At 66.0% G+C, this 20,106-nt stretch carries 17 protein-coding genes; 9 read left to right on the plus strand and 8 right to left on the minus strand.

What is annotated here, in order from left to right; all coding sequences use genetic code 11:
- Positions 1-8 precede the first annotated feature (8 nt).
- The 4 genes from uvrD (at position 9) to LJF27_RS14965 (ending at position 4,833) form a co-directional block, all read left to right on the plus strand.
- A complete protein-coding gene (gene uvrD / locus LJF27_RS14950) occupies positions 9-2,195 on the plus strand; it encodes a DNA helicase II (RefSeq protein WP_003096872.1) in 2,187 nt (728 codons plus the stop codon).
- A 37-nt stretch (positions 2,196-2,232) separates the two neighbouring features.
- Positions 2,233-2,661, plus strand: coding sequence for an EamA family transporter (locus LJF27_RS14955; protein ID WP_003114104.1), 429 nt, complete (start codon positions 2,233-2,235; stop codon positions 2,659-2,661).
- Between the two features lie 97 nt (positions 2,662-2,758).
- The gene (locus LJF27_RS14960; RefSeq protein ID WP_003096875.1) at positions 2,759-4,252 is read left to right on the plus strand and encodes an acetyl-CoA hydrolase/transferase family protein; all 1,494 of its coding nucleotides are present in this window, start codon (positions 2,759-2,761) and stop codon (positions 4,250-4,252) included.
- 377 nt (positions 4,253-4,629) lie between these two features.
- On the plus strand, positions 4,630-4,833 hold the full coding sequence (locus tag LJF27_RS14965) for a DUF1127 domain-containing protein (RefSeq protein ID WP_003096877.1): 204 nt from the start codon (positions 4,630-4,632) through the stop codon (positions 4,831-4,833).
- A gap of 55 nt (positions 4,834-4,888) precedes the next feature.
- Here the strand turns inward: LJF27_RS14965 and wbpZ are convergent, their stop codons facing one another.
- Genes wbpZ through rmd form a run of 8 tightly spaced genes read right to left on the minus strand, consistent with a single transcriptional unit; the run spans position 4,889 to position 13,912 of the window.
- Positions 4,889-6,034: a D-rhamnosyltransferase WbpZ gene (wbpZ, locus tag LJF27_RS14970; RefSeq protein ID WP_003114105.1), complete on the minus strand. Its 1,146-nt coding sequence runs from the start codon at positions 6,032-6,034 to the stop codon at positions 4,889-4,891.
- The gene (locus LJF27_RS14975; protein ID WP_003102573.1) at positions 6,035-7,162 is read right to left on the minus strand and encodes a glycosyltransferase family 4 protein; all 1,128 of its coding nucleotides are present in this window, start codon (positions 7,160-7,162) and stop codon (positions 6,035-6,037) included.
- Positions 7,146-8,528 carry a glycosyltransferase family 4 protein gene (locus tag LJF27_RS14980; RefSeq protein WP_003096882.1) on the minus strand — a complete coding sequence of 461 codons (1,383 nt, stop codon included), beginning with the start codon at positions 8,526-8,528 and terminating at the stop codon, positions 7,146-7,148. Before LJF27_RS14980 ends, LJF27_RS14975 begins: the two co-directional genes overlap by 17 nt.
- Entirely contained in the window at positions 8,525-9,790 is a 1,266-nt protein-coding gene (locus LJF27_RS14985) for an ABC transporter ATP-binding protein (RefSeq protein ID WP_023116842.1), read from the minus strand. The genes LJF27_RS14980 and LJF27_RS14985 overlap by 4 nt, the downstream gene beginning before the upstream one ends.
- Positions 9,790-10,587, minus strand: coding sequence for an ABC transporter permease (locus LJF27_RS14990; RefSeq protein WP_003096887.1), 798 nt, complete (start codon positions 10,585-10,587; stop codon positions 9,790-9,792). The genes LJF27_RS14985 and LJF27_RS14990 overlap by 1 nt, the downstream gene beginning before the upstream one ends.
- Positions 10,587-12,026, minus strand: a complete 1,440-nt coding sequence (locus LJF27_RS14995; RefSeq protein WP_003161109.1) for a mannose-1-phosphate guanylyltransferase/mannose-6-phosphate isomerase — start codon at positions 12,024-12,026, stop codon at positions 10,587-10,589. The genes LJF27_RS14990 and LJF27_RS14995 overlap by 1 nt, the downstream gene beginning before the upstream one ends.
- Positions 12,027-12,029: 3 nt before the next feature.
- Positions 12,030-13,001 (minus strand): GDP-mannose 4,6-dehydratase, encoded by a 972-nt coding sequence (gene gmd / locus LJF27_RS15000; protein WP_003096890.1) that lies wholly within the window; start codon positions 12,999-13,001, stop codon positions 12,030-12,032.
- Entirely contained in the window at positions 12,998-13,912 is a 915-nt protein-coding gene (gene rmd / locus LJF27_RS15005; RefSeq protein ID WP_003114107.1) for a GDP-6-deoxy-D-mannose reductase, read from the minus strand. Before rmd ends, gmd begins: the two co-directional genes overlap by 4 nt.
- Before the next feature lie 407 nt (positions 13,913-14,319).
- Between rmd and LJF27_RS15010 the strand changes: the two genes are divergently transcribed.
- The 5 genes from LJF27_RS15010 to LJF27_RS15030 are packed head-to-tail and all read left to right on the plus strand — an operon-like array spanning position 14,320 to position 20,072.
- Positions 14,320-15,948 (plus strand): glycosyltransferase, encoded by a 1,629-nt coding sequence (locus tag LJF27_RS15010; RefSeq protein ID WP_128653653.1) that lies wholly within the window; start codon positions 14,320-14,322, stop codon positions 15,946-15,948.
- The gene (locus tag LJF27_RS15015) at positions 15,942-17,243 is read left to right on the plus strand and encodes a glycosyltransferase (protein ID WP_003125903.1); all 1,302 of its coding nucleotides are present in this window, start codon (positions 15,942-15,944) and stop codon (positions 17,241-17,243) included. Before LJF27_RS15010 ends, LJF27_RS15015 begins: the two co-directional genes overlap by 7 nt.
- A complete protein-coding gene (locus tag LJF27_RS15020; RefSeq protein WP_023116843.1) occupies positions 17,240-18,103 on the plus strand; it encodes a class I SAM-dependent methyltransferase in 864 nt (287 codons plus the stop codon). The genes LJF27_RS15015 and LJF27_RS15020 overlap by 4 nt, the downstream gene beginning before the upstream one ends.
- Positions 18,100-19,242, plus strand: a complete 1,143-nt coding sequence (locus LJF27_RS15025; RefSeq protein ID WP_003114111.1) for an acyltransferase family protein — start codon at positions 18,100-18,102, stop codon at positions 19,240-19,242. The genes LJF27_RS15020 and LJF27_RS15025 overlap by 4 nt, the downstream gene beginning before the upstream one ends.
- Positions 19,236-20,072, plus strand: coding sequence for a class I SAM-dependent methyltransferase (locus LJF27_RS15030; protein WP_003096902.1), 837 nt, complete (start codon positions 19,236-19,238; stop codon positions 20,070-20,072). Before LJF27_RS15025 ends, LJF27_RS15030 begins: the two co-directional genes overlap by 7 nt.
- Positions 20,073-20,106: the final 34 nt, after the last annotated feature.

Here is a 20,106-nt window from a genome sequence, read left to right on the forward strand (position 1 = left end):
ATGCCGCGATGAACGACGACCTCTCCCTCCTGCTGAACTCCCTCAACGACCCGCAGCGCCAGGCCGTGGCCGCGCCGCTGGGCCGCCAACTGGTCCTCGCCGGCGCCGGCTCGGGCAAGACCCGCGTGCTGGTGCACCGGATCGCCTGGCTGATCCAGGTCGAGCACGCCTCGCCCTACAGCATCCTGTCGGTGACCTTCACCAACAAGGCGGCGGCGGAGATGCGCCACCGCATCGAGCAGTTGCTCGGGATCAATCCGGCGGGCATGTGGGTCGGCACCTTCCACGGCCTCGCCCATCGCCTGCTGCGCGCGCACTGGCGCGAGGCCGGGCTGAGCGAGAACTTCCAGATCCTCGACAGCGACGACCAGCAACGCCTGGTCAAGCGGGTGATCCGCGAACTCGGCCTCGACGAGCAGCGCTGGCCGGCGCGCCAGGCCCAGTGGTTCATCAACGGGCAGAAGGACGAGGGCCTGCGGCCGCAACACATCCAGCCCGGCGGCGACCTGTTCCTCGCCACCATGCTGAAGATCTACGAAGCCTACGAGGCGGCCTGCGCCCGCGCCGGGGTGATCGACTTCTCCGAGCTGCTGCTGCGCGCCCTGGACCTCTGGCGCGACCATCCCGGCGTGCTCGAGCACTACCAGCGGCGCTTCCGCCATATCCTGGTGGACGAGTTCCAGGACACCAACGCCGTGCAGTACGCCTGGCTGCGGATTCTCGCCAAGGGCGGCGACAGCCTGATGGTGGTCGGCGACGACGACCAGTCGATCTACGGCTGGCGTGGCGCACGGATCGAGAACATCCAGCAGTTCAGCGACGACTTCGCCGACGCCGAGGTGATCCGCCTGGAGCAGAACTACCGTTCCACCGCGTCGATCCTCAAGGCCGCCAACGCCCTGATCGCCAACAACCAGGGACGCCTGGGCAAGGAGTTGTGGACCGACGGCGAGGACGGCGAGTCGCTGAGCCTGTACGCCGCGTTCAACGAGCACGACGAGGCGCGCTACGTGGTCGAGTCGATCGAGAGCGCGCTCAAGGGCGGCCTGGCGCGCAGCGAGATCGCCATCCTCTACCGCTCCAACGCCCAGTCGCGGGTGCTGGAGGAAGCCCTGCTGCGGGAGAAGATTCCCTACCGCATCTACGGCGGCCAGCGCTTCTTCGAGCGTGCCGAGATCAAGAACGCCATGGCCTACCTGCGCCTGCTCGACGGCCGCGGCAACGACGCGGCGCTGGAACGGGTGGTCAACGTGCCGGCACGCGGCATCGGCGAGAAGACCGTGGAGAGCATCCGCGAATTCGCCCGCGGCAACGATGTGTCGATGTGGGAGGCGATCCGCCTGATGATCGCCAACAAGGTCCTGCCCGGCCGCGCCGCCAGCGCCCTGACCGGCTTCGTCGAGCTGATCGAGAATCTTTCGGCGAAGGTCATGGACATGCCGCTGCACCTGATGACCCAGACGGTGATCGAGCAGTCCGGACTGATCAGCTACCACAAGGAAGAAAAAGGCGAGAAAGGCCAGGCCCGGGTGGAGAACCTCGAGGAACTGGTCAGCGCCGCCCGCGCCTTCGAGAACAGCGAGGAAGAGGAAGACCTCACCCCGCTGCAGGCCTTCCTCAGCCACGCCTCCCTGGAGGCCGGGGAAACCCAGGCCGACGCCCACGAGGACAGTGTCCAGCTGATGACCCTGCACAGCGCCAAGGGCCTGGAGTTCCCGCTGGTGTTCCTGGTCGGCATGGAGGAAGGGCTGTTCCCGCACAAGATGAGCCTGGAGGAATCCGGCCGCCTGGAAGAGGAACGCCGCCTGGCCTACGTCGGCGTCACCCGCGCCATGCAGCGACTGGTCCTGACCTACGCGGAGACCCGCCGGCTCTACGGTAGCGAGACCTACAACAAGGTTTCGCGCTTCATCCGCGAGATCCCGCCGGCGCTGATCCAGGAAGTGCGCCTGTCCAATACCGTCAGCCGCCCCTACGGCGGCACCTCGCGCAGTGCCGGCGGCAACCTCTTCAGCGGCGCCGGGGTGCCGGAGACGCCCTTCTCCCTCGGCCAGCGGGTGCGCCACGCGCTGTTCGGCGAAGGGACTATCCTCAACTTCGAAGGCGCCGGCGCCCAGGCCCGGGTGCAGGTGAATTTCGAGAGCGAAGGCAGCAAGTGGCTGATGCTCGGCTACGCCAAGCTGGAAGCCCTGTAGCGGCGCAGCCGGTGGAGAAGGCCCGGAGGAGGACGACATGCTGGCATCCTGGGCCTTCTGGGCACTGCTTTCGGCGCTGTTCGCCGCGCTGACCGCGATCTTCGCCAAGATCGGCCTCGACCGGGTCGATTCGGACTTCGCCACCTTCATCCGCACCCTGGTGATCCTCGTCACCCTCGGCGGCATCCTCGCGGTCCTGGGCAAGTTCCAGGCCCCGGGCAGCATCCTGCCGCGCAGCTGGCTGTTCCTGGTGCTCTCCGGGCTGGCCACCGGTGCCTCCTGGATCTGCTATTTCCGCGCCCTCAAGCTCGGCCCGGCGTCGCTGGTGGCGCCGCTGGACAAGTTCAGCGTGGTGCTGGTGGCACTGCTCGGCGTGGCCTTCCTCGGCGAACGCCTGGACCTGCGCCAATGGCTCGGCGTAGCCCTGGTGACAGCGGGCGTGGTGGTCCTGGCAATCCGCCCATAAGCCAGCTGAATGGCGCTTCGACCTTGGTATAAAGGCGAAAAATCGCGGAAACCCTAGACTGGCGGCCTCTAATAATTCGTCGTCTGAGGTTCGTTCCATGTACCGTGATCGCGTGCGCCTGCCCTCCCTGCTCGACAAGGTGATGAGTGCGGCCGAAGCCGCCGACCTGATCCAGGACGGCATGACCGTCGGCATGAGCGGTTTCACCCGCGCCGGCGAGGCCAAGGCCGTACCCCAGGCGCTGGCCATGCGCGCCAAGGAACGTCCGCTGCGTATCAGCCTGATGACCGGCGCCAGCCTCGGCAACGACCTCGACAAGCAGCTCACCGAGGCCGGCGTGCTCGCCCGGCGCATGCCGTTCCAGGTCGACAGCACCCTGCGCAAGGCGATCAACGCCGGCGAAGTGATGTTCATCGACCAGCACCTCTCGGAAACCGTCGAGCAGTTGCGCAACCACCAGCTGAAGCTGCCGGACATCGCCGTCATCGAAGCCGCCGCGATCACCGAGCAGGGCCACATCGTGCCGACCACCTCGGTGGGCAACTCGGCGAGCTTCGCGATCTTCGCCAAGCAGGTCATCGTCGAGATCAACCTGGCCCACAGCACCAACCTGGAAGGCCTGCACGACATCTATATCCCGACCTACCGGCCGACCCGCACGCCGATCCCGCTGACCCGCGTCGACGACCGCATCGGCAGCACGGCGATCCCGATCCCGCCGGAGAAGATCGTCGCCATCGTCATCAACGACCAGCCGGACTCGCCATCCACCGTGCTGCCGCCGGACGGCGAGACCCAGGCCATCGCCAACCACCTGATCGATTTCTTCAAGCGCGAGGTCGACGCCGGGCGCATGAGCAACAGCCTCGGCCCGCTGCAGGCCGGTATCGGCAGCATCGCCAACGCGGTGATGTGCGGCCTGATCGAGTCGCCGTTCGAGAACCTGACCATGTACTCCGAAGTGCTGCAGGACTCGACCTTCGACCTGATCGACGCCGGCAAGCTGCGCTTCGCCTCGGGCAGCTCGATCACCCTGTCGCCGCGGCGCAACGCCGACGTGTTCGGTAACCTGGAGCGCTACAAGGACAAGCTGGTGCTGCGCCCGCAGGAAATCTCCAACCACCCCGAGGTGGTCCGTCGCCTGGGCATCATCGGCATCAATACGGCGCTGGAGTTCGACATCTACGGCAACGTCAACTCGACCCACGTCGGCGGCACCAAGATGATGAACGGCATCGGCGGCTCCGGCGACTTCGCCCGCAACGCGCACCTGGCGATCTTCGTCACCAAGTCGATCGCCAAGGGCGGCAACATTTCCAGCGTGGTGCCGATGGTCAGCCACGTCGACCACACCGAGCACGACGTCGACATCCTCGTCACCGAGCAGGGCCTCGCCGACCTGCGCGGCCTGGCGCCTCGCGAACGGGCCCGGGTGATCATCGAGAACTGTGTCCACCCGTCCTACCAGGCACCGCTGCTGGACTACTTCGAGGCGGCTTGCGCGAAAGGCGGCCACACGCCGCATCTGTTGCGCGAGGCGCTGGCCTGGCACCTGAACCTGGAAGAACGCGGACACATGCTGGCCGGCTGAGGCTGAACCGTTTCATCCGCAACTATTTCCAGCGCCCGGACGATTAATTCTTCCGGGCGTCTGGACAGGGCAGAAAAAACCACGTAAAAACATATTTCGGCGGCCTTTTCTCTTGCCGCCATCGCAACACGCCGACTCGGCCCTTCCGCTTTTCCTGCTGTAACACTTCGTTGTTTCTTTCGGTAACGCACCATGACGGTGCAGAGCGGTACAGTTACGCACCGAAACAACCCATACAGTTCGGAAACACACCCCGGTGATCCAACGCAATTCTCCGCAACTGTTCCTGTTCTTGTTGACCTGTTAGTCAGATCATATTGCTCAGTTAATCACTAGCAACCTGACTACCCACCACAAGTGGGAAGGATCGACACATCATGGAACGTACCCTCGGTTCCAACACTTTCGACATCGCTCGCTCCAACCGCCGCAGCAGCAGCCTGCTGGGCACCATGAAACTGTGGCAGCGCCGCATCCAGAGCCGTCGCCAGCTGGCCCGCCTGGACTCCCGCCTGCTCGCCGACGCCGGCATCAGCGAAGCCCAGCGCTACGCCGAGCTGAACAAGCCGTTCTGGCGCTAAGCGATACTGTAACGCCCCGGTTCGGCCCAGCCTGAACTGTACCGTAGGCCGCTCCTTACCGAGCGGCCTTCACGTATCTGGAAGAAGCCTTTTCCTCCAGCAGTTCACGGTACAGCTCGCTCCAGCGACGCCCCATCTCTTCGGCGGTGAACAGTTGCCGATAGCGGGCCTCCGCGTTCCTGCCCATTTCCTCCGCCTGCTGCGGATGCTCCCAGAGCCAGCGCATCGCTTGGCGAAACGCGGCCGGCTGGCTGGGCGGCACGACCAGGCCGGTCTCGCCATGGATATTGATGTAGCTGGTGCCGGTGCCGATCTCGCTGGAGATCATCGGCTTGCCGTACATCGCGCCCTCCAGCAGGGAGATGCCGAACGCCTCGGAACGCAGGTGCGACGGAAAGACCATGGCGTAGCTGAGTTGCAGCAGGGCGACCTTGTCCTCGTCGTCCACCCGCCCGAGGAAGTGCACGTTGCGCAACCCCAGCGCCGCGGCCTGGGCATACAGCTCGGCCTGCAACGGCCCGGCACCGACGATCACCACCGGGTAATCGGTGCCCTGCAACGCATCCAGCAGGATATGCAGGCCCTTGTAGTAGCGCATCACCCCGACGAACAGGAAGAACCGCGGCCCGAGTTTCTCTCGCCAGTGCTCCAGACGCTGTGTCGCAGGCTTCGGGTAGCCGTCCTTGTCCAGGCCGTAGGTGATCACCCGGGTCTTTTCTCGGTACTGGCGGAGCACGTCGCTGGTACTGAAGTAGTTGGGCGAGGCTGCGACGATGCGATCCACGCTGTGGAGGAAACGACTCATCAGCGGCCGGTACAGTTTCAACAGGACGCGCTGGCGGATGATGTCCGAATGGTAGGTGACCACGCTCGGCTTGTTCATACCGGTGAGGAAATGCACCAGGTCCATGAACGGCCAGGGGAAGTGGTAGTTGACCACGTCCGCCTCCGCCGCCAGCTCGCGGAACTGCTTGAACACGCTCAGGGAAAACCCGGTGGAAGCGAGCTGCAGGTCGAGCCTGGCGCGATGCACCACATGTCCGCCGAAGGGCACGACAGGCGGATGCGGGTCGCTGCTCAGGGTCAGGACGTGGTTGTCGATCCCCCACGACCCGCTGCTCTCGCAAAGCTGGAAGATCACCTGTTCGATCCCGCCTACCGTTTCGCTCAGGTAGGTCTTGTAGAAGTGCAGTACCCGCATTCAGCCCTCCACGGCACGACGATAGGCTGCAGCGGTGAGATTCGCGCAACGCTTCCAGGAAAACTGCTCCGCCCGTCGCAGGCCGGCTTCCCGGCAGCACTCCCAGTAGACGGTATCCTCGGTCATGCGGACCAGCATGTCAGATAGCCCATTGGCATCATCCGGGTCAATATAGCTGCCCGCCTCGCCGGCCACCTCCGGCATTGCGGAGAGTCGCGTGAGCAATACCGGCGTGCCGCTGGCCATGGCTTCCAGCACAGGCAGGCCGAAGCCTTCGTAGATCGAGGGGAAGACCAGCGCCCGAGCGCCCGACATCAACTCGGCGACCCGCTCGTCCGGCAGGTAGCCGAGCAGCCGCACCGTTCCCGAAGCCAGCGCCTGGCGCAGTTCGTCGTCGAGCGAGCGACTTTCCCATCCCGGCATGCCGACGATCATCAGCGGAAAACGCTGGCGGACCGCCGCCGGCAGTTGCCCATGGGCGCGCAGGGCCAGCGACAGGTTCTTGCGCGGTTCGAGGGTTCCTACGCAGAGGAAATACCCGCGCGGCACCAGGCCATGCGCGCGCAAGGGCTCGCGCAGGGACTCCCGGTCCCGCGGACGGAACCGCGCGGCATGGCCAAGGGGCGCCACCACGAAGCGCTCGCGCGGCAGGCCGAAATACGCCTGCGCCTCGTCGGCGATCGCCTGCGAGTCGGTCAGGATCAACCGCGCCTTTTCCATCCCGCGCGCCAGCCGGCGTTCTATTTCGCGCAAGCGGGCGGCGGGTTGCGTCGCCGGATAATGCAGGTGGGTCAGGTCGTGCAGGGTCATCAGCATCGGCCCGTCGAAGTCCAGCGGCCAGAGACTGGGCTCATGGTAGAGATCGACCGGCGGCCGACCGCTATCGAAACGCCGCTGCTCCAGCCAGCGTCGTGCCCGGTAGGCTCCGGGCAGGTTGCGCAGCCAGGGCGACAGACGCGAATAGCCGGGCAGCGCCGCCGCCGGCAGGTCGCCGCTCCAGCCCCAGCCATGGAACAGGGAAAACTCGAAGTCCGCGTGCGCCTGCAACGCGCCCAGCAACTCGACCAGGTAATGCCCGATGCCGGTCCGCGGCGCCTGGAGAATCCGCGCGTTAACCGCAATCCGCATGTACTGCCTCGCCATGCGCCGGGGCCTTGCCGAGGGCGAGCAGGATCCGCGCGATCAGTTGCCGACTCGCCTCGTGCCAGCCGATCCAGCGCCATTCGCCGACCGGTCGCTCGGCCGGGAACTCGCCCGTGGCTTCGAAGCGGGTGACCAGGTTCGCCAGGGTCTGCGGATCGGCGAGGTCGAAGTAGGCCATGAATTCGCCGCCGATCTCGCGGAACACCGGGATGTCGCTGCCCATCGCCGGCAGGCCGCGCTGCATGGCCTCCACCAGCGGCAGGCCGAAACCTTCCACATAGGACGGGAAGACCAGCGATGCGGCATGGGAGTATGCGTACTCCAGGCTCTTGTCGGAGAGGTCGTTGAACATGAACAGGCGCTTGTTCAGCTCCGGATGCTGCCGCACCCGTTCCACCAGCGCCTCGCACTTCCAGCCGATGCGTCCGGCGATGCACAACCGCGCCTGCGAACCCTGGGCCCAGGCACGCTCGAAGGCATCCAGCAGGTAACCGTGGTTCTTCCGCGGCTCGATGGTGCTGACCATCAGGAATACCGGCGCCTTGGCCTTGAACATGCGCAGCAGATCGGGCTCGACGGAGGCGCCGTCCTCCACCAGGTCCAGCTCCGAACCCAGGTGGAAATAATCGAACCAGCGTTGCGCGACCTTCTCCGGGCCGATGCGCCGCAGCATCTCCGCGCGCACTTCGTCGCGGATGGTCTCGGAAATCGCGACGTAGCCGTCGGCGGTGGCCGCGATCCAGTCGAACCAGTGGTTGAACACCTTGACCAGTCCGGCATCGCAGAATTGCGGATGGGTCAGGGGAATCAGGTCGTAGATCACCGAGACGATGCCCACGCCCTCGCTCTTGAGGCGTTCCGCCAGCGGGAAGAAATCGGCGTGCCAGGAGGAGTCCAGCAAGACCAGTTGGTCGCCGGCCCGATGTTCGAGCGGGGTCGCGCGCACGGGTGCAGGCTGCTGCTTGCCGAGGATGCGGTCGAGCAGGCGCAGCGGAATGCTGAGGAAGGCGAAGGCGAACAGGCGGCAGGCTACATAGAGAAGGCGCCGGGCCCACGGCGAGGAACGGAACGGGCGGCGCTTTTCCAGGGTGCGCTGGCCCAGCCAGAAGTAGTTGGCGGCTCGCTCCACCAGGATGCGCAGGCGTACCAGCGGCGAATGCGGCCGCGGGTCCAGCGGCGCCAGGCTGTGGACCTGATACAGGGTGCCGTCGAGCATTGCCACCGGGATGCACTCCACCGTCTCGTCGGCTTCCGGCAACTCGCGGATGACGTTGCGCACCACCCGCTGAATACCGGAATTGACCTTGGGATGCTCGAACACATAGGTGCATTCGACCAACAGACGCGTCATGGAGTGCTCTCCGCGGAAGTGGGGTCCAGAGCCGCCTCGCCGAAGCGGCTGATATGGGTTTCGGCGCCCAGCCAGGAGCAACCGACGAAGTCTTCCTGGCGGTTGTTGATGACATGGAAGACCAGGCCGTAGTCGCGCCATTCGAAGTTGCGGTCCAGGTGCGAGTCCAGCCGCGACAGGCTCAGCGCCACCGAGTAGTGCCCCTTGCCCAGGCGCATGTCGAAGGCGAAGCGGTAGGTGATGCGCTCGCCGGCCTTCAGGTCGGTGAGCGCCTTGTCCAGGCGGTGGGTATTGATCCCGTACATCGGCTGGCCGAGGCGGTCCTTGATCATGAAGCCGAGGATCAGCCGCTCGATGTCCTGGCGAACCTCGACCTCGACTTCCAGCGTCACCGCCTGGCCTACCTCGACCACCTCCAGCGCGCGCTGCCGCTGGTCGACCATCCGTACGTCGAGGATCGCTGCCTCGCCGGTGCCGGAAATCGTCCGCACCTGGCCGTCGGCGAGCATTTCCTGGCGCACGGTCTGCCCCTCGCGCTCGGCGAGCAGGGCGTTGTAGTAGTCCATCACCTCTTCCGGCCGCCCGCGCATGGCCATCCGTCCCTGCTCCAGGAGGATCGCGGAGTCGCAGATGGACTGGATCGCCGAGCGGTCGTGGGAGACGATCAGCAGGGTGGTGCCGGCCTTGCGGAAACTGCGGATGCGCTCGAAGCTCTTGTGCTGGAAATAGGCATCGCCGACCGACAGGGCCTCGTCGACGATCAGGATGTCCGGCCGCCGGGCAGTCGCCACGCTGAACGCCAGGCGCATCTGCATGCCGCTGGAGTAGGTGCGCACCGGTTGCTCGATGGCCTCGCCGATTTCGGCGAAGGCCTCGATATCCGGCATCAGCGCCTGGATTTCCTCGACCTGCATGCCCAGCAGTTGCCCGGCCATGAAGACGTTCTGCCGGCCGGTGAAGTCCGGGTGGAAGCCCATGCCCAGCTCGAGCAGCGCGGCGACCCGGCCGGCCACGCGGATCTCACCGCAGGTCGGCTGGGTGGTGCCGGCGATCATCTTCAGCAAGGTGCTCTTGCCGGCGCCGTTGACCCCGACGATGCCGACCGCTTCGCCCGGCTCGATGGTGAACTCGACCTCGCGCAGGATCCAGTGCAGGTGGTGGCGCGAAGGACTGAAAGGCACCAGCCATTCGAACAACCGGCTCCAGCGATTGGGATACTGCTTGTAGGCCTTGCCGAGGCCGGATACGCGTATCTGTCCCATCAGAGTTCATCCACCATTTCGCCGACCCGCTGGCGGAACAGACGCAGGCCGAGCGCGCACAGCAGCAGCGCCAGCAGGGTGATCGGCAGCAATGAAGGCCAGTCCGGCCATTGCCCGTGGAGGAACAGCTGCTGGTAGCTGCGCATCAGCGCGGTCATCGGGTTGAGTTCGATCAGCGAGCGGATACCCTCGGGCAGGATGCCGATCGGATAGACGATCGGCGTCAGCCAGAACCAGAACTGCAGGCAGATGCCGAACAACTGGCCGACGTCGCGGAAGAACACGTTGAGCACCCCGAGGATCATCCCCAGTCCCGCCGCGAACAGCACCTGGATCGCCAGCAGCGGCACCAGCGCGAGCAATGCCGCGCCCGGCAGGCGCCCGCTGAGGGCGAGAAAGCCGAGGAACAAGGCGAGGATGATGGCGAAATTGACCCCGGCGTTGAGCAGTACGATGACCGGCAGGCAGATGCGCGGGAAGCTGATCTTCTTCAGCAGGTTGGCGTTCTCGATGAACATGCTCTGGCTGCGCGAGGTGATTTCCGCGAACAGGCCCCAGGTCAGCAGGCCGGCGCAGAGATAGACGCTGTAGGCCAGGCCGTCGTCGACCCCCGGCAGGCGCGCGCGCATCACCTGGGAGAAGATCACCGTGTAGACGACGATCATCGACAGCGGATTGAGCACCGTCCACAACGCGCCGAACAGCGACCCGCGGTAGCGCGACTGGAACTCGCGCTTGACGCTGCCGAGAACGAAGCCACGATAGCCCCACAAGGAACGAGACAAGCCAAGAAGCATCAGACCACCCTGCCGTACTGGTCCTCGAAGCGGACGATGTCGTCCTCTCCCAGGTATTCGCCGCTCTGCACCTCGATCATCACCAGGTCGATGACCCCCGGGTTTTCCAGGCGATGCCGGTGGCCCGCGGGAATGTAGGTCGACTCGTTGCTGTTGACCAGCCGCGCGCCATCGCCATTGGTGACCCTGGCCATGCCTTGCACCACGATCCAGTGCTCGCTGCGGTGATGGTGCATCTGCAGCGACAAGCGCTCTCCCGGCCTGACCACGATTCGCTTGATCTTGAAGCGCGGCCCCTCCTCGAGGACGGTATAGCTGCCCCAGGGACGGTTGACGGTCCGATGCAGCCGATAGGCCTCGTGCCGCTCGTCCTTCAGCCGCTGCACCACCCTGCGCACCTCCTGGACCCGGTCGGCGCGGGCGATCAGCAGCGCATCGGAAGTATCCACCACGACCAGGTCGTCGACCCCGACCGTGGCGACCAGGCGCCCGTCGCTCTGCACGAAGGTGTTACGGGTGTCGACGAACAGGGTGTCGCCGCTGCCGCGATTGCCCTCTGCGTCCGCGTCGAGCAGCGCGCTCATCGCGCCCCAGGAACCGATATCGCTCCAGTCGAAGGCCGCCGGCACCACGGCGACCCGCGCGGAGCGCTCCATCAGCGCATAGTCGATGGAAATGTCCGGCAGCGCGGCGAAGGCTTCGCCCGCCAGCTCATGCTGGATGCCATCGGCCATCTTCACCGCCGCACTGGCGGCCAGGCAGGCCCTGGCCTGCTCCAGCAGGGCCGGGGCATGCTGCGCCAGCTCGTCGACCAGGGTCGAGGCCGTGAAACAGAACATCCCGGAGTTCCACAGGAAACCGCCACTTTCCACGTAGCGACGGGCGGTTTCCTCATCGGGTTTCTCGACGAAGCGGCGCACCTTGGCCGCCCCCTGCTCGTCCAGCCGGTCGCCCAGCTCGATATAGCCGAAACCGGTTTCCGCTGCGTCCGGCACCACGCCGAAGGTAACCAGGTGCCCGGCGACGGCGAGACGCGCGGCATGCCCTACCGCCTCGCGGAAGGCCTCCTCGTTGCGGATCAGGTGATCCGCCGGCATCACCACCAGTACCGCCGCGTCGCCATGTTCGGCTTGCAGCGCCAGGGCGGCGACGGCAATCGCCGGAGCGGTGTTGCGCCCGGTCGGCTCGAGGATGAAATATCCCCGATGCCGCCCCAGGCGGGCCGCCTGGAACTGGTCCTTACTCTGGAAGTAATGCTCGCGGTTGGTCACCGTGACGATTTCGCCATGCCCGGCCAGGAGCCCGGCGGCACGTCGGTAGGTCTTGCCCAGCAGGGTCTGGCCATCGGGCAGGCGCATGAACGGCTTCGGCTGTCCTTCACGCGACACCGGCCAAAGGCGGGTACCGGCGCCGCCGGAAAGCACCACGGGAATCAGCATGGCTTACTCCCGGGAAACGCGTCGCAGGTCCGCCTCGACCATCATCCGGATCAGCTCGTCCAGGCTGGTCCTGGGCTTCCAGCCGAGCACACGCTGGGCCTTGGCCGGATTACCCAGCAGCACGTCGACCTCGGCGGGCCGGAAGAACGCCGGGTCGATCTTGAGGAAGTCGCGGTAGTCCAGGCCCACATGCTCGAAAGCGATCTGGCACATGTCGCGCACGGTGGTAGTGACACCGGTGGCCACCACGTAGTCGTCGGCCTTGTCCTGCTGCAACATCAGCCACATGGCTTCGACGTAGTCCCCGGCAAAGCCCCAGTCGCGCTTGGCGTCGACGTTGCCCAGGCGCAATTCCTGCTGCTTGCCGAGCTTGATGCGGGCCACCGCGTCGGTAACCTTGCGCGTGACGAACTCGATGCCGCGCAGCGGCGATTCGTGGTTGAACAGGATGCCGCTGGAGGCGTGCAGGCCGAAGCTCTCGCGATAGTTGACGGTGATCCAGTGGCCATAGAGCTTGGCCACGCCGTAGGGGCTGCGCGGGTAGAACGGCGTGTTCTCGTCCTGGCGCTCGGCCTGGATCAGGCCGAACATCTCGCTGGTGGAAGCCTGGTAGAAGCGCGTTTCCGGGCTGAACTGGCGGATCGCCTCGAGCAGGTGGGTCACGCCCAGGCCGTCGACGACGCCGGTGGTCACCGGCTGGTTCCAGGAAGCCCCGACGAAGCTCTGTGCCGCCAGGTTGTAGACCTCCTGCGGCTGCGCCTTGATCACCGCGCGCTGCACCGAACAGGCATCGGCCATGTCGCCGTCCTCGTACTGGATATCGCCTTCGATCCCCAGTTCGCGCAGGCGCCAGCGCGTGTCGCTGCTGCGCCGCGCCACCAGGCCGTGGACCCGGTAGCCCTTCTCCAGCAGCAGCTTGGCCAGGTACGCTCCGTCCTGACCGGTGATCCCAGTTACCAGTGCACTTCTTGTCATTCTTCTCGTACCCGTGACTCCCAGTCGGACAGGATCGCCCGCAGGGACTGTTTTATGGTTATTTCAGGCTTCCAGCCCGTGGTGTCATGCAGTCGCGCATGGCTGCCGCGAACCCGCCGCTGTTCCGCCCGGCGCATCCTGGCAGGGTCCTGAACGATTTCCAGCTCGACCTGGGCGATGTCCGCCAGCAGTTCGATCAGCTCGCGAATCTTCTGCTCCTGCCCGGAACAGACGTTATAGACGGCGCCCGCCTCGCCGTGGGAGAGCAGGCGCAGATAGGCTGACAGCACGTCCTGGACATCGAGGAAATCACGGCTGACGTCGATGTCCCCCACTTCCAGCCGATTGGCCTGCAAGCCCTGCTTCATCCGGGCGATCTGCCGCGCGGCGCTGGCGATCACGAAGCTGTCCTTCTGCCCCGGCCCTATATGGTTGAACGGTCGCGCCACCAGCACCCGCCAGCCTTCGGTGATACCCCACTGCAGGCACAGCGACTCGGCCGCCAGCTTGCTGACCGCATAGGGATTGCGCGGGTGGGGGATGAGTTCCTCGTGGATCGGCAACGCCGCCTCGGCCACCTGGCCGTAGACGTCGCCGGAGCTGATGTACAGGAAGGTACCGGAGAAACCCCGCGCCTTAAGCGCCTGGAGCAGGTTCAGGGTGCCAAGGAGGTTGATCTGCAGGGTCCGCGCAGGATCGCGGAAGGCCTCCGGCACGTAGGTCTGCCCGGCCAGGTGGATGACCGCATCCGGCAGCTCCGGCCAGAGGTCGCCCAGCGAATCCGGCTCCAGCAGGTCGTAACGATGCGGTACGGGAAGGAGCGCCCACGGCGTGTGGGCCGCTGCCAGATAAGCTTGAAGATGCTTGCCTACGAAACCGGAGAGCCCGGTGACGAACAGACGCTGAGTCAAGGAAGCGGGCCTTTTATCTGATGCTACGCTCGGCGACGCTCTTCCTAGGAATACGACGTTCCAGAGGTCATGCCGGATAGCGTGTTGTTCTGATTATCGCGCTCCAATCTGTGCCAAGAATGCGCCGATTTCAACCGCTTATTCGTGACCGGTAGGTTCTCATTCGAACGGCATGACGTTTTCTCCGTCAGCCTTCACGTTTTTGCGAAAGGTATGTTTAGAATGCCTCTCGATTTCGTGCTTGACTGCCTCCTGTTCTGTTGATCGAACAGGTCGCGGTCGCGATAACAGAACAAGAACACGATGGGTCGACCAGTCCGCCGGGAAGGCTTCCGGACAACGAAGCAGCGCCTGGCCTCGCTCATCACCACCAAGCTGTCGAACGGGCAGTTTCATCACGAGATGCCATGAATTTCATCCTTTACTCGGATATCAACGAGCGCTCGATCGGCCACAACCTCGGTCGCCCCGAATACAGCTACTACTTCGTCCTCAAGGCCTACCGGCCAATCCTCGAATCGCTGGGACAGGTCCACCTGGTACAGAGCACGGACGAAGTCGACCCGCTCTACCGGCAACTGCATGAACAGGGCGAAGACTGCCTGTTCCTCTCCTTCACCCCGCCGCACAAGGCGGCGCGGGGCCTGCAATGCCCGATGCTGTGCGTGGTCGCCTGGGAGTTCGAGTCGATTCCCGACGTGGCGTGGGACGGCGATCCGGCGCAGGACTGGAGCCAGGTCCTGGCCGGCCATGGCGCAGCCATCACCCTCTCCGAGCAGACTGCCCGCGCGGTTCGCCGGGTGCTGGGCGAAGATTTTCCAGTGCTGGCGCTGCCGACGCCGATCTGGGAGGACTTCGCCGCGATCCGCCAGCAAGGCGAACGGAATCCGGTCAAGTCCGGCGAGACCCTGCAACTCAAGGGCTGCGTCATCGACAGCCGCCTGCTGGGCCTTTCCGCCGACGGCCTCATCGCACCGATCAGGGAAGAGACCGAGGACGAGATCCTCGAGGTCCTCCCCGAGACGCCCGCCGAGCCCGAGCCCGAACCGGTCCCTGAGCCAGAGCCAGAGCCAGAGCCGGTTCCTCTCGACTGGAGGCGCCGACTGGTCATCAGCAAGCACTACCTGCTGCTGTGGTACCGGGAAGCCGTCAGCGACCTGGTACCCATACCGGTACGCCGCTGGCTGTTCCGTCACCTGCGCCGGCCGCTGCCGCCCCCGCCAACGGCGCTGGAAACGCTGCCGGAGCCATTGCCCCAGGCCATCGAGCCGATGCCGCCCGCCGAGCCCGAGCATCCGCCGGCGCTGTTGCCGGACGTCGACCAGCACCAGCAGGTCGTCGTGGACGGGGTGGTCTACGTCTCGGTGTTCAATCCGCTGGACGGGCGCAAGAACTGGCATCAGCTGATCACCGCCTTCTGCTGGGCATTCCGCGACACCAGCGATGCCACGCTGGTGCTGAAGATGACCCAGAGCGACCTGACGACCTACCACGTCGAACTGCTCACCCTGCTTTCCCAACTGTCGCCATTCGCCTGCCGGGTCATCGCCCTGCACGGCTATCTCGATGCCGCGGAGTACGCCCGCCTGTACGGAGCCGCCAGCTACTACGTGAACGCCTCGCGCTGCGAGGGCCTGTGCCTGCCGCTGATGGAATTCATGTCCTGCGGCACCCCGGCGATCGCTCCGGACCATTCGGCGATGGCCGACTACATGGACGCCCAGGTGGGCTTCGTGGTCCGCTCCAGCCAGGAGCCCGCGGCCTGGCCGCAGGATTCGCGCCGGTTGTACAGCACCCGGCGCTACCGGCCGAGCTGGGAGTCCCTGAAGGAGGCCTACCTGGAGAGCTACCGGGTAGCCCGGGAACAGCCGGAGCGCTATCGGCAACTGTCCGCCGCGGCCAACCAACGCATGCGCGGCTACTGCGCCGGCGACGTGGTCCGCCAGCGCCTGGAACCCTTCCTTTCCGCCCGCAAGGCAACCCCTGCGCCCGGCGTCGAACTGGCGGCCACCGCCACAGGCAACGTTCCATGCTGATCATCATCCACTCCGAGACCAACAAGACCACCATCCGGCAGAACCTCGGGCGCCCGGAGTACAGCTATTACTTCGTCCTCAAGGAATTCCGTCCGCTGCTGGAAGAGATCGGCCAGGTGGTCGAAGTCAGCGATCCCGACGAACTGGTGGACCGCCTCTACCACGACTGCCGCAAGCGCGGCGAACCCTGCGTCTTCCTCTCCTTCTCGCCGCCCCATCGCACGCCGATCCACCATGCCTGCCCGACCATCCCGGTGTTCGCCTGGGAGTTCAGCACCCTCCCCAGCGAAACCTGGCACGGCGAACCGCGCCACGACTGGCGACATGTGCTGCGCCACAGCGGACGGGCCATCACCCACTCCAGCTTCACGGTCGACGTGGTGCGCGCCGCCATGGGTCGCGACTACCCGGTACTGAGCGTGCCGGCGCCGGTCTGGGATCGCTTTGCCAACCGCGCCTCGCAGCAGGCGGGCCGTCCCGAAGCCCGGGATGTGCGCCTGCGCCTGGACGGCCTGCTGGTGGACAGCCGCCAGCTGGACCTGGCCGTCCATGCCGACCCCGAGCCGTCGGCGGAGGTCCTGGCCCTGCCGGACCGCGCGGCGAAACAGGTCGAGCTGAGCCTCGACGGGGTCATCTACACCTCGGTGTTCAACCCCTACGACGGGCGCAAGAACTGGCAGGACATGATCAGCGCGTTCTGCGCCACCTTCCGCGACGAGCCCGACGCCACCCTGGTGCTGAAACTGACCCACCACAACGTCGGCGAAGCGCTGGCCGACATGCTTCACCACCTGTACAAGAACCAGTCCTACCGCTGCCGCATCGTGCTGATCCACGGCTACCTCGCCGACCCGGACTACGAGCGGCTGGTCGAGGCCACCAGCTACGTGGTGAACACCTCCTACGGCGAAGGCCAATGCCTGCCGCTGATGGAATTCATGTCCAGCGGCAAGCCGGCCGTGGCTCCGCGCAATACCGCGATGATCGACTACATCGACGCCGACAACGCCTTCATCGTCGACTCCTCGGAAGAAGCCACCGCCTGGCCCCACGACCCGCGTGCGGCCTACCGCACGCTGCGCTACATCACCGACTGGGAGTCGCTGTGCCGGGCCTACCGGGCCAGTTTCGAGGTCGCTCGCCAGGAGCCGGAGCGCTACGCACGCATGTCCGCGCATGCCAGCGCCAGCCTCGAACGCTTCTGCAGCCGCAAGCTGGCCGTGGAGCGCCTGCGTCGCTTCCTCGACGAAGCGGCACAAGGCGACCCCGCCGCCTTGCAAAGCATCCCGGCATGATCCGCGCCCTGCTCCAACGCTGGCGTACCCGTCCCGCTGCGGCGAGCGAACCGGTGTCTCCACGCATGTGCGGTCTGCGCGATGCGGTGCTGGATGGCTGGTTCCGCAGCGAAACCGGCGAACTGCTCGCCGGCTTCGCCATCGGCGCCCAGGACACCCTGCTCGATCTCGGCTGTGGCGAAGGCGTCGCCACCCTCTTCGCCGCCCGCCAGGGCGCTTCGGTGATCTTCACCGACAGCGAGGAGGACAAGGTGCGGAGCCTGGCGCAGCAGGTCGAGGCGGTGGCCCGGCGGCCCTTCACCGGCCTGGTCAGCGACAGCGACCCGCTGCCGCTGCGCGACGCCTGCGCCGACAAGCTGGTGTGCATGGAAGTGCTCGAACACGTGGCCAACCCAGCGCGGGTGATGGCCGAACTCGTGCGTCTCGGCCGCCCTGGCGCGCAGTACCTGCTGAGCGTGCCGGACCCGGTCGGCGAACACCTGCAGCAGGGCATCGCCCCGGCCGACTACTTCCGGGCGCCCAACCACATCCACATCTTTTCCCGTGACGACTTCGCGCGCCTGGTGCAGGACGCCGGGCTGGTCATCGAGCACCGCCAGGCCAGCGGCTTCTTCTGGGTGATGGGCATGATCTTCTTCTGGGCCAGCGAACGGGCCGCCGGCCGTGAGCTCGGCGGCGCCGTCCGCGACCGTATCCAGCCGCCCTACCCGGCGCTGATGGAAGACTGGGCACGGCTCTGGGAAAACCTCCTGGCCCGCCCCGACGGTCTGGAGATCAAGCACCTGCTCGACCATTTCATGCCCAAGAGCCAGGTGATCATCGCGCGCAAGCCGCTCGACCCCGGATCGTCGCGGACATGAGCGGCAAACGCATCCTCGACATCGAACTGTTGCGCGGGCTGGCCGTGCTCGGCGTGGTATTCCACCATCTGCACGGCAACCTGTTCAGCGGCTCCCCGGCACTGCTGGACGGCATCAACCAGCGCGTCCAGTTCTGGTGGGGCGTGGACCTGTTCTTCGCCATCTCCGGCTTCGTCATCGCCCGCACCCTCATCCCGCAACTGCGCGAGGCGCCCACACGCCAGGCATTCTGGGAACAGGCGCGGTACTTCTGGATCCGCCGCGCCTTCCGCCTGCTGCCCTCGGCCTGGCTGTGGCTGGCGCTGATCCTGGCCTGTTGCCTGCTGCTGAACCGCTCCGGAGCCTTCGGCAGCCTGTCGGCCAACCTCGCGGCGAGCCTCGCCGGTTTCCTCCAGGTCGCCAACTTCCGCTTCGCCGACAGTTTCTACCGCTACGAATACGGTGCCAGCTTCGTCTACTGGAGCCTTTCCCTGGAGGAACAGTTCTACCTCCTGCTGCCGCTGCTGATCCTCTGCCTGCGTCGCTACCTAGGCTGGGCCCTCCTGGCGCTGGTGCTGGTCCAGTTCTTCAGCCTGCGCACGCCGCTGCTGATGGTATTGCGCACCGACGCCCTGGCCATCGGCGTACTACTCGCCCTCGCCTCCCTGCAGCCTGGCTATGCCCGCTGGAACCCCACCCTGCTGGGCCGCGCCTGGAGCGGGCCGTTGCTGCTGGCCGCCGTGGCCGCGGCCCTGGGCGTGCTGGCCAGCGAAGCGTACAGCCTGGTCGCCGTGCGGATCGGCGCCATCGCGCTATTGTGCGGACTGCTGGTGTGGATAGCCTCCTACGACCGCGACTACCTGCTCTCCAACGGGCCGCTGAAGCGCTTGCTGGTCTGGGTCGGCGCGCGCTCCTATGCGATCTACCTGATCCACATCCCGGCGTTCTATCTCAGTCGCGAACTCTGCTTCCGCCTGGGCTGGGACGCCGGCGAGCGGCCCCTGTCGCTGCTCGGCACCAGCCTGGTCCTGATCGTCGTACTCAGCGAGCTCAACTACCGCTTCGTCGAGAGCCCCTGCCGCGACCTGGGCTCCCGCCTGGTCAAGCGCCTGAGCGCCGCCCGCCGCGTCGCCACCACTTCCGGAGCCACCTCATGCTGAACTTCCTCAAGAAGATCGTCTCGCCGCCCAGCCCCGCCACCGAGCCCGTCGCCGCGCCACCCGCCCCCGCGCCGGTCGACCCGTACATGCTCGGGTTGCGCGACGCGGTGCTCAGCGGCTGGTTCAACCAGGAGACCGACGAGCTGTTCAGCGGCTTTCCGATTTCCGCCGAGGACACCGTGCTCGACGTGGGGTGCGGCGACGGCGGCAACGTTCATTTCTGCGCCATGCGCGGCGCTCGCATCATCATCGCCGACATCGACGCGGAAAAGATCGCCAGGACCCGCGAGCGCCTGGCCGATACCCCGGCCCGCGAACTGGAATGCCTGGTCAGCGACTGCGACCCGCTGCCCCTGGCTGACGCCACGGCCACCCGGGTGGTCTCCACCGAGGTCATCGAGCACGTCGACGATCCGCGGCAGTTCCTCGCCGAGCTGGTACGGGTCGGCCAGCCCGGCGCACTCTATCTGCTCAGCGTGCCGCATCCCACGTCGGAAGACCTGCAGAAAGACTTCGCCGCCGACGAATACTTCCGCAAGCCCAACCACATCCGCGTGCTCGGCGAGGAGCAGTTCGCCGCACTGGTGCGCGAAGCCGGCCTGGAAATCCTCAGCCACAGCCGCTACGGCTTCTACTGGTCGCTGTGGATGCTGCTGTTCTGGGAGGCCAAGGTCGATTTCGGCAATCCCGACCATCCCCTCCTCGAACACTGGGCCAGGACCTGGCAGGCGCTGCTCGACTCGCCGCGCGGCCCGGCCATCAAGCAGGCCCTGGACGCCGTGGTCGCCAAGAGCCAGGTGATCATCGCGCGCAAGCCCGCCCAGGCGTAGAAACACCGGAACAGTTCCGCTACAGCCGGGCGGA

The organism is Pseudomonas sp. 203-8 (genome assembly GCF_020708595.1).
Lineage (GTDB): Bacteria > Pseudomonadota > Gammaproteobacteria > Pseudomonadales > Pseudomonadaceae > Pseudomonas > Pseudomonas aeruginosa.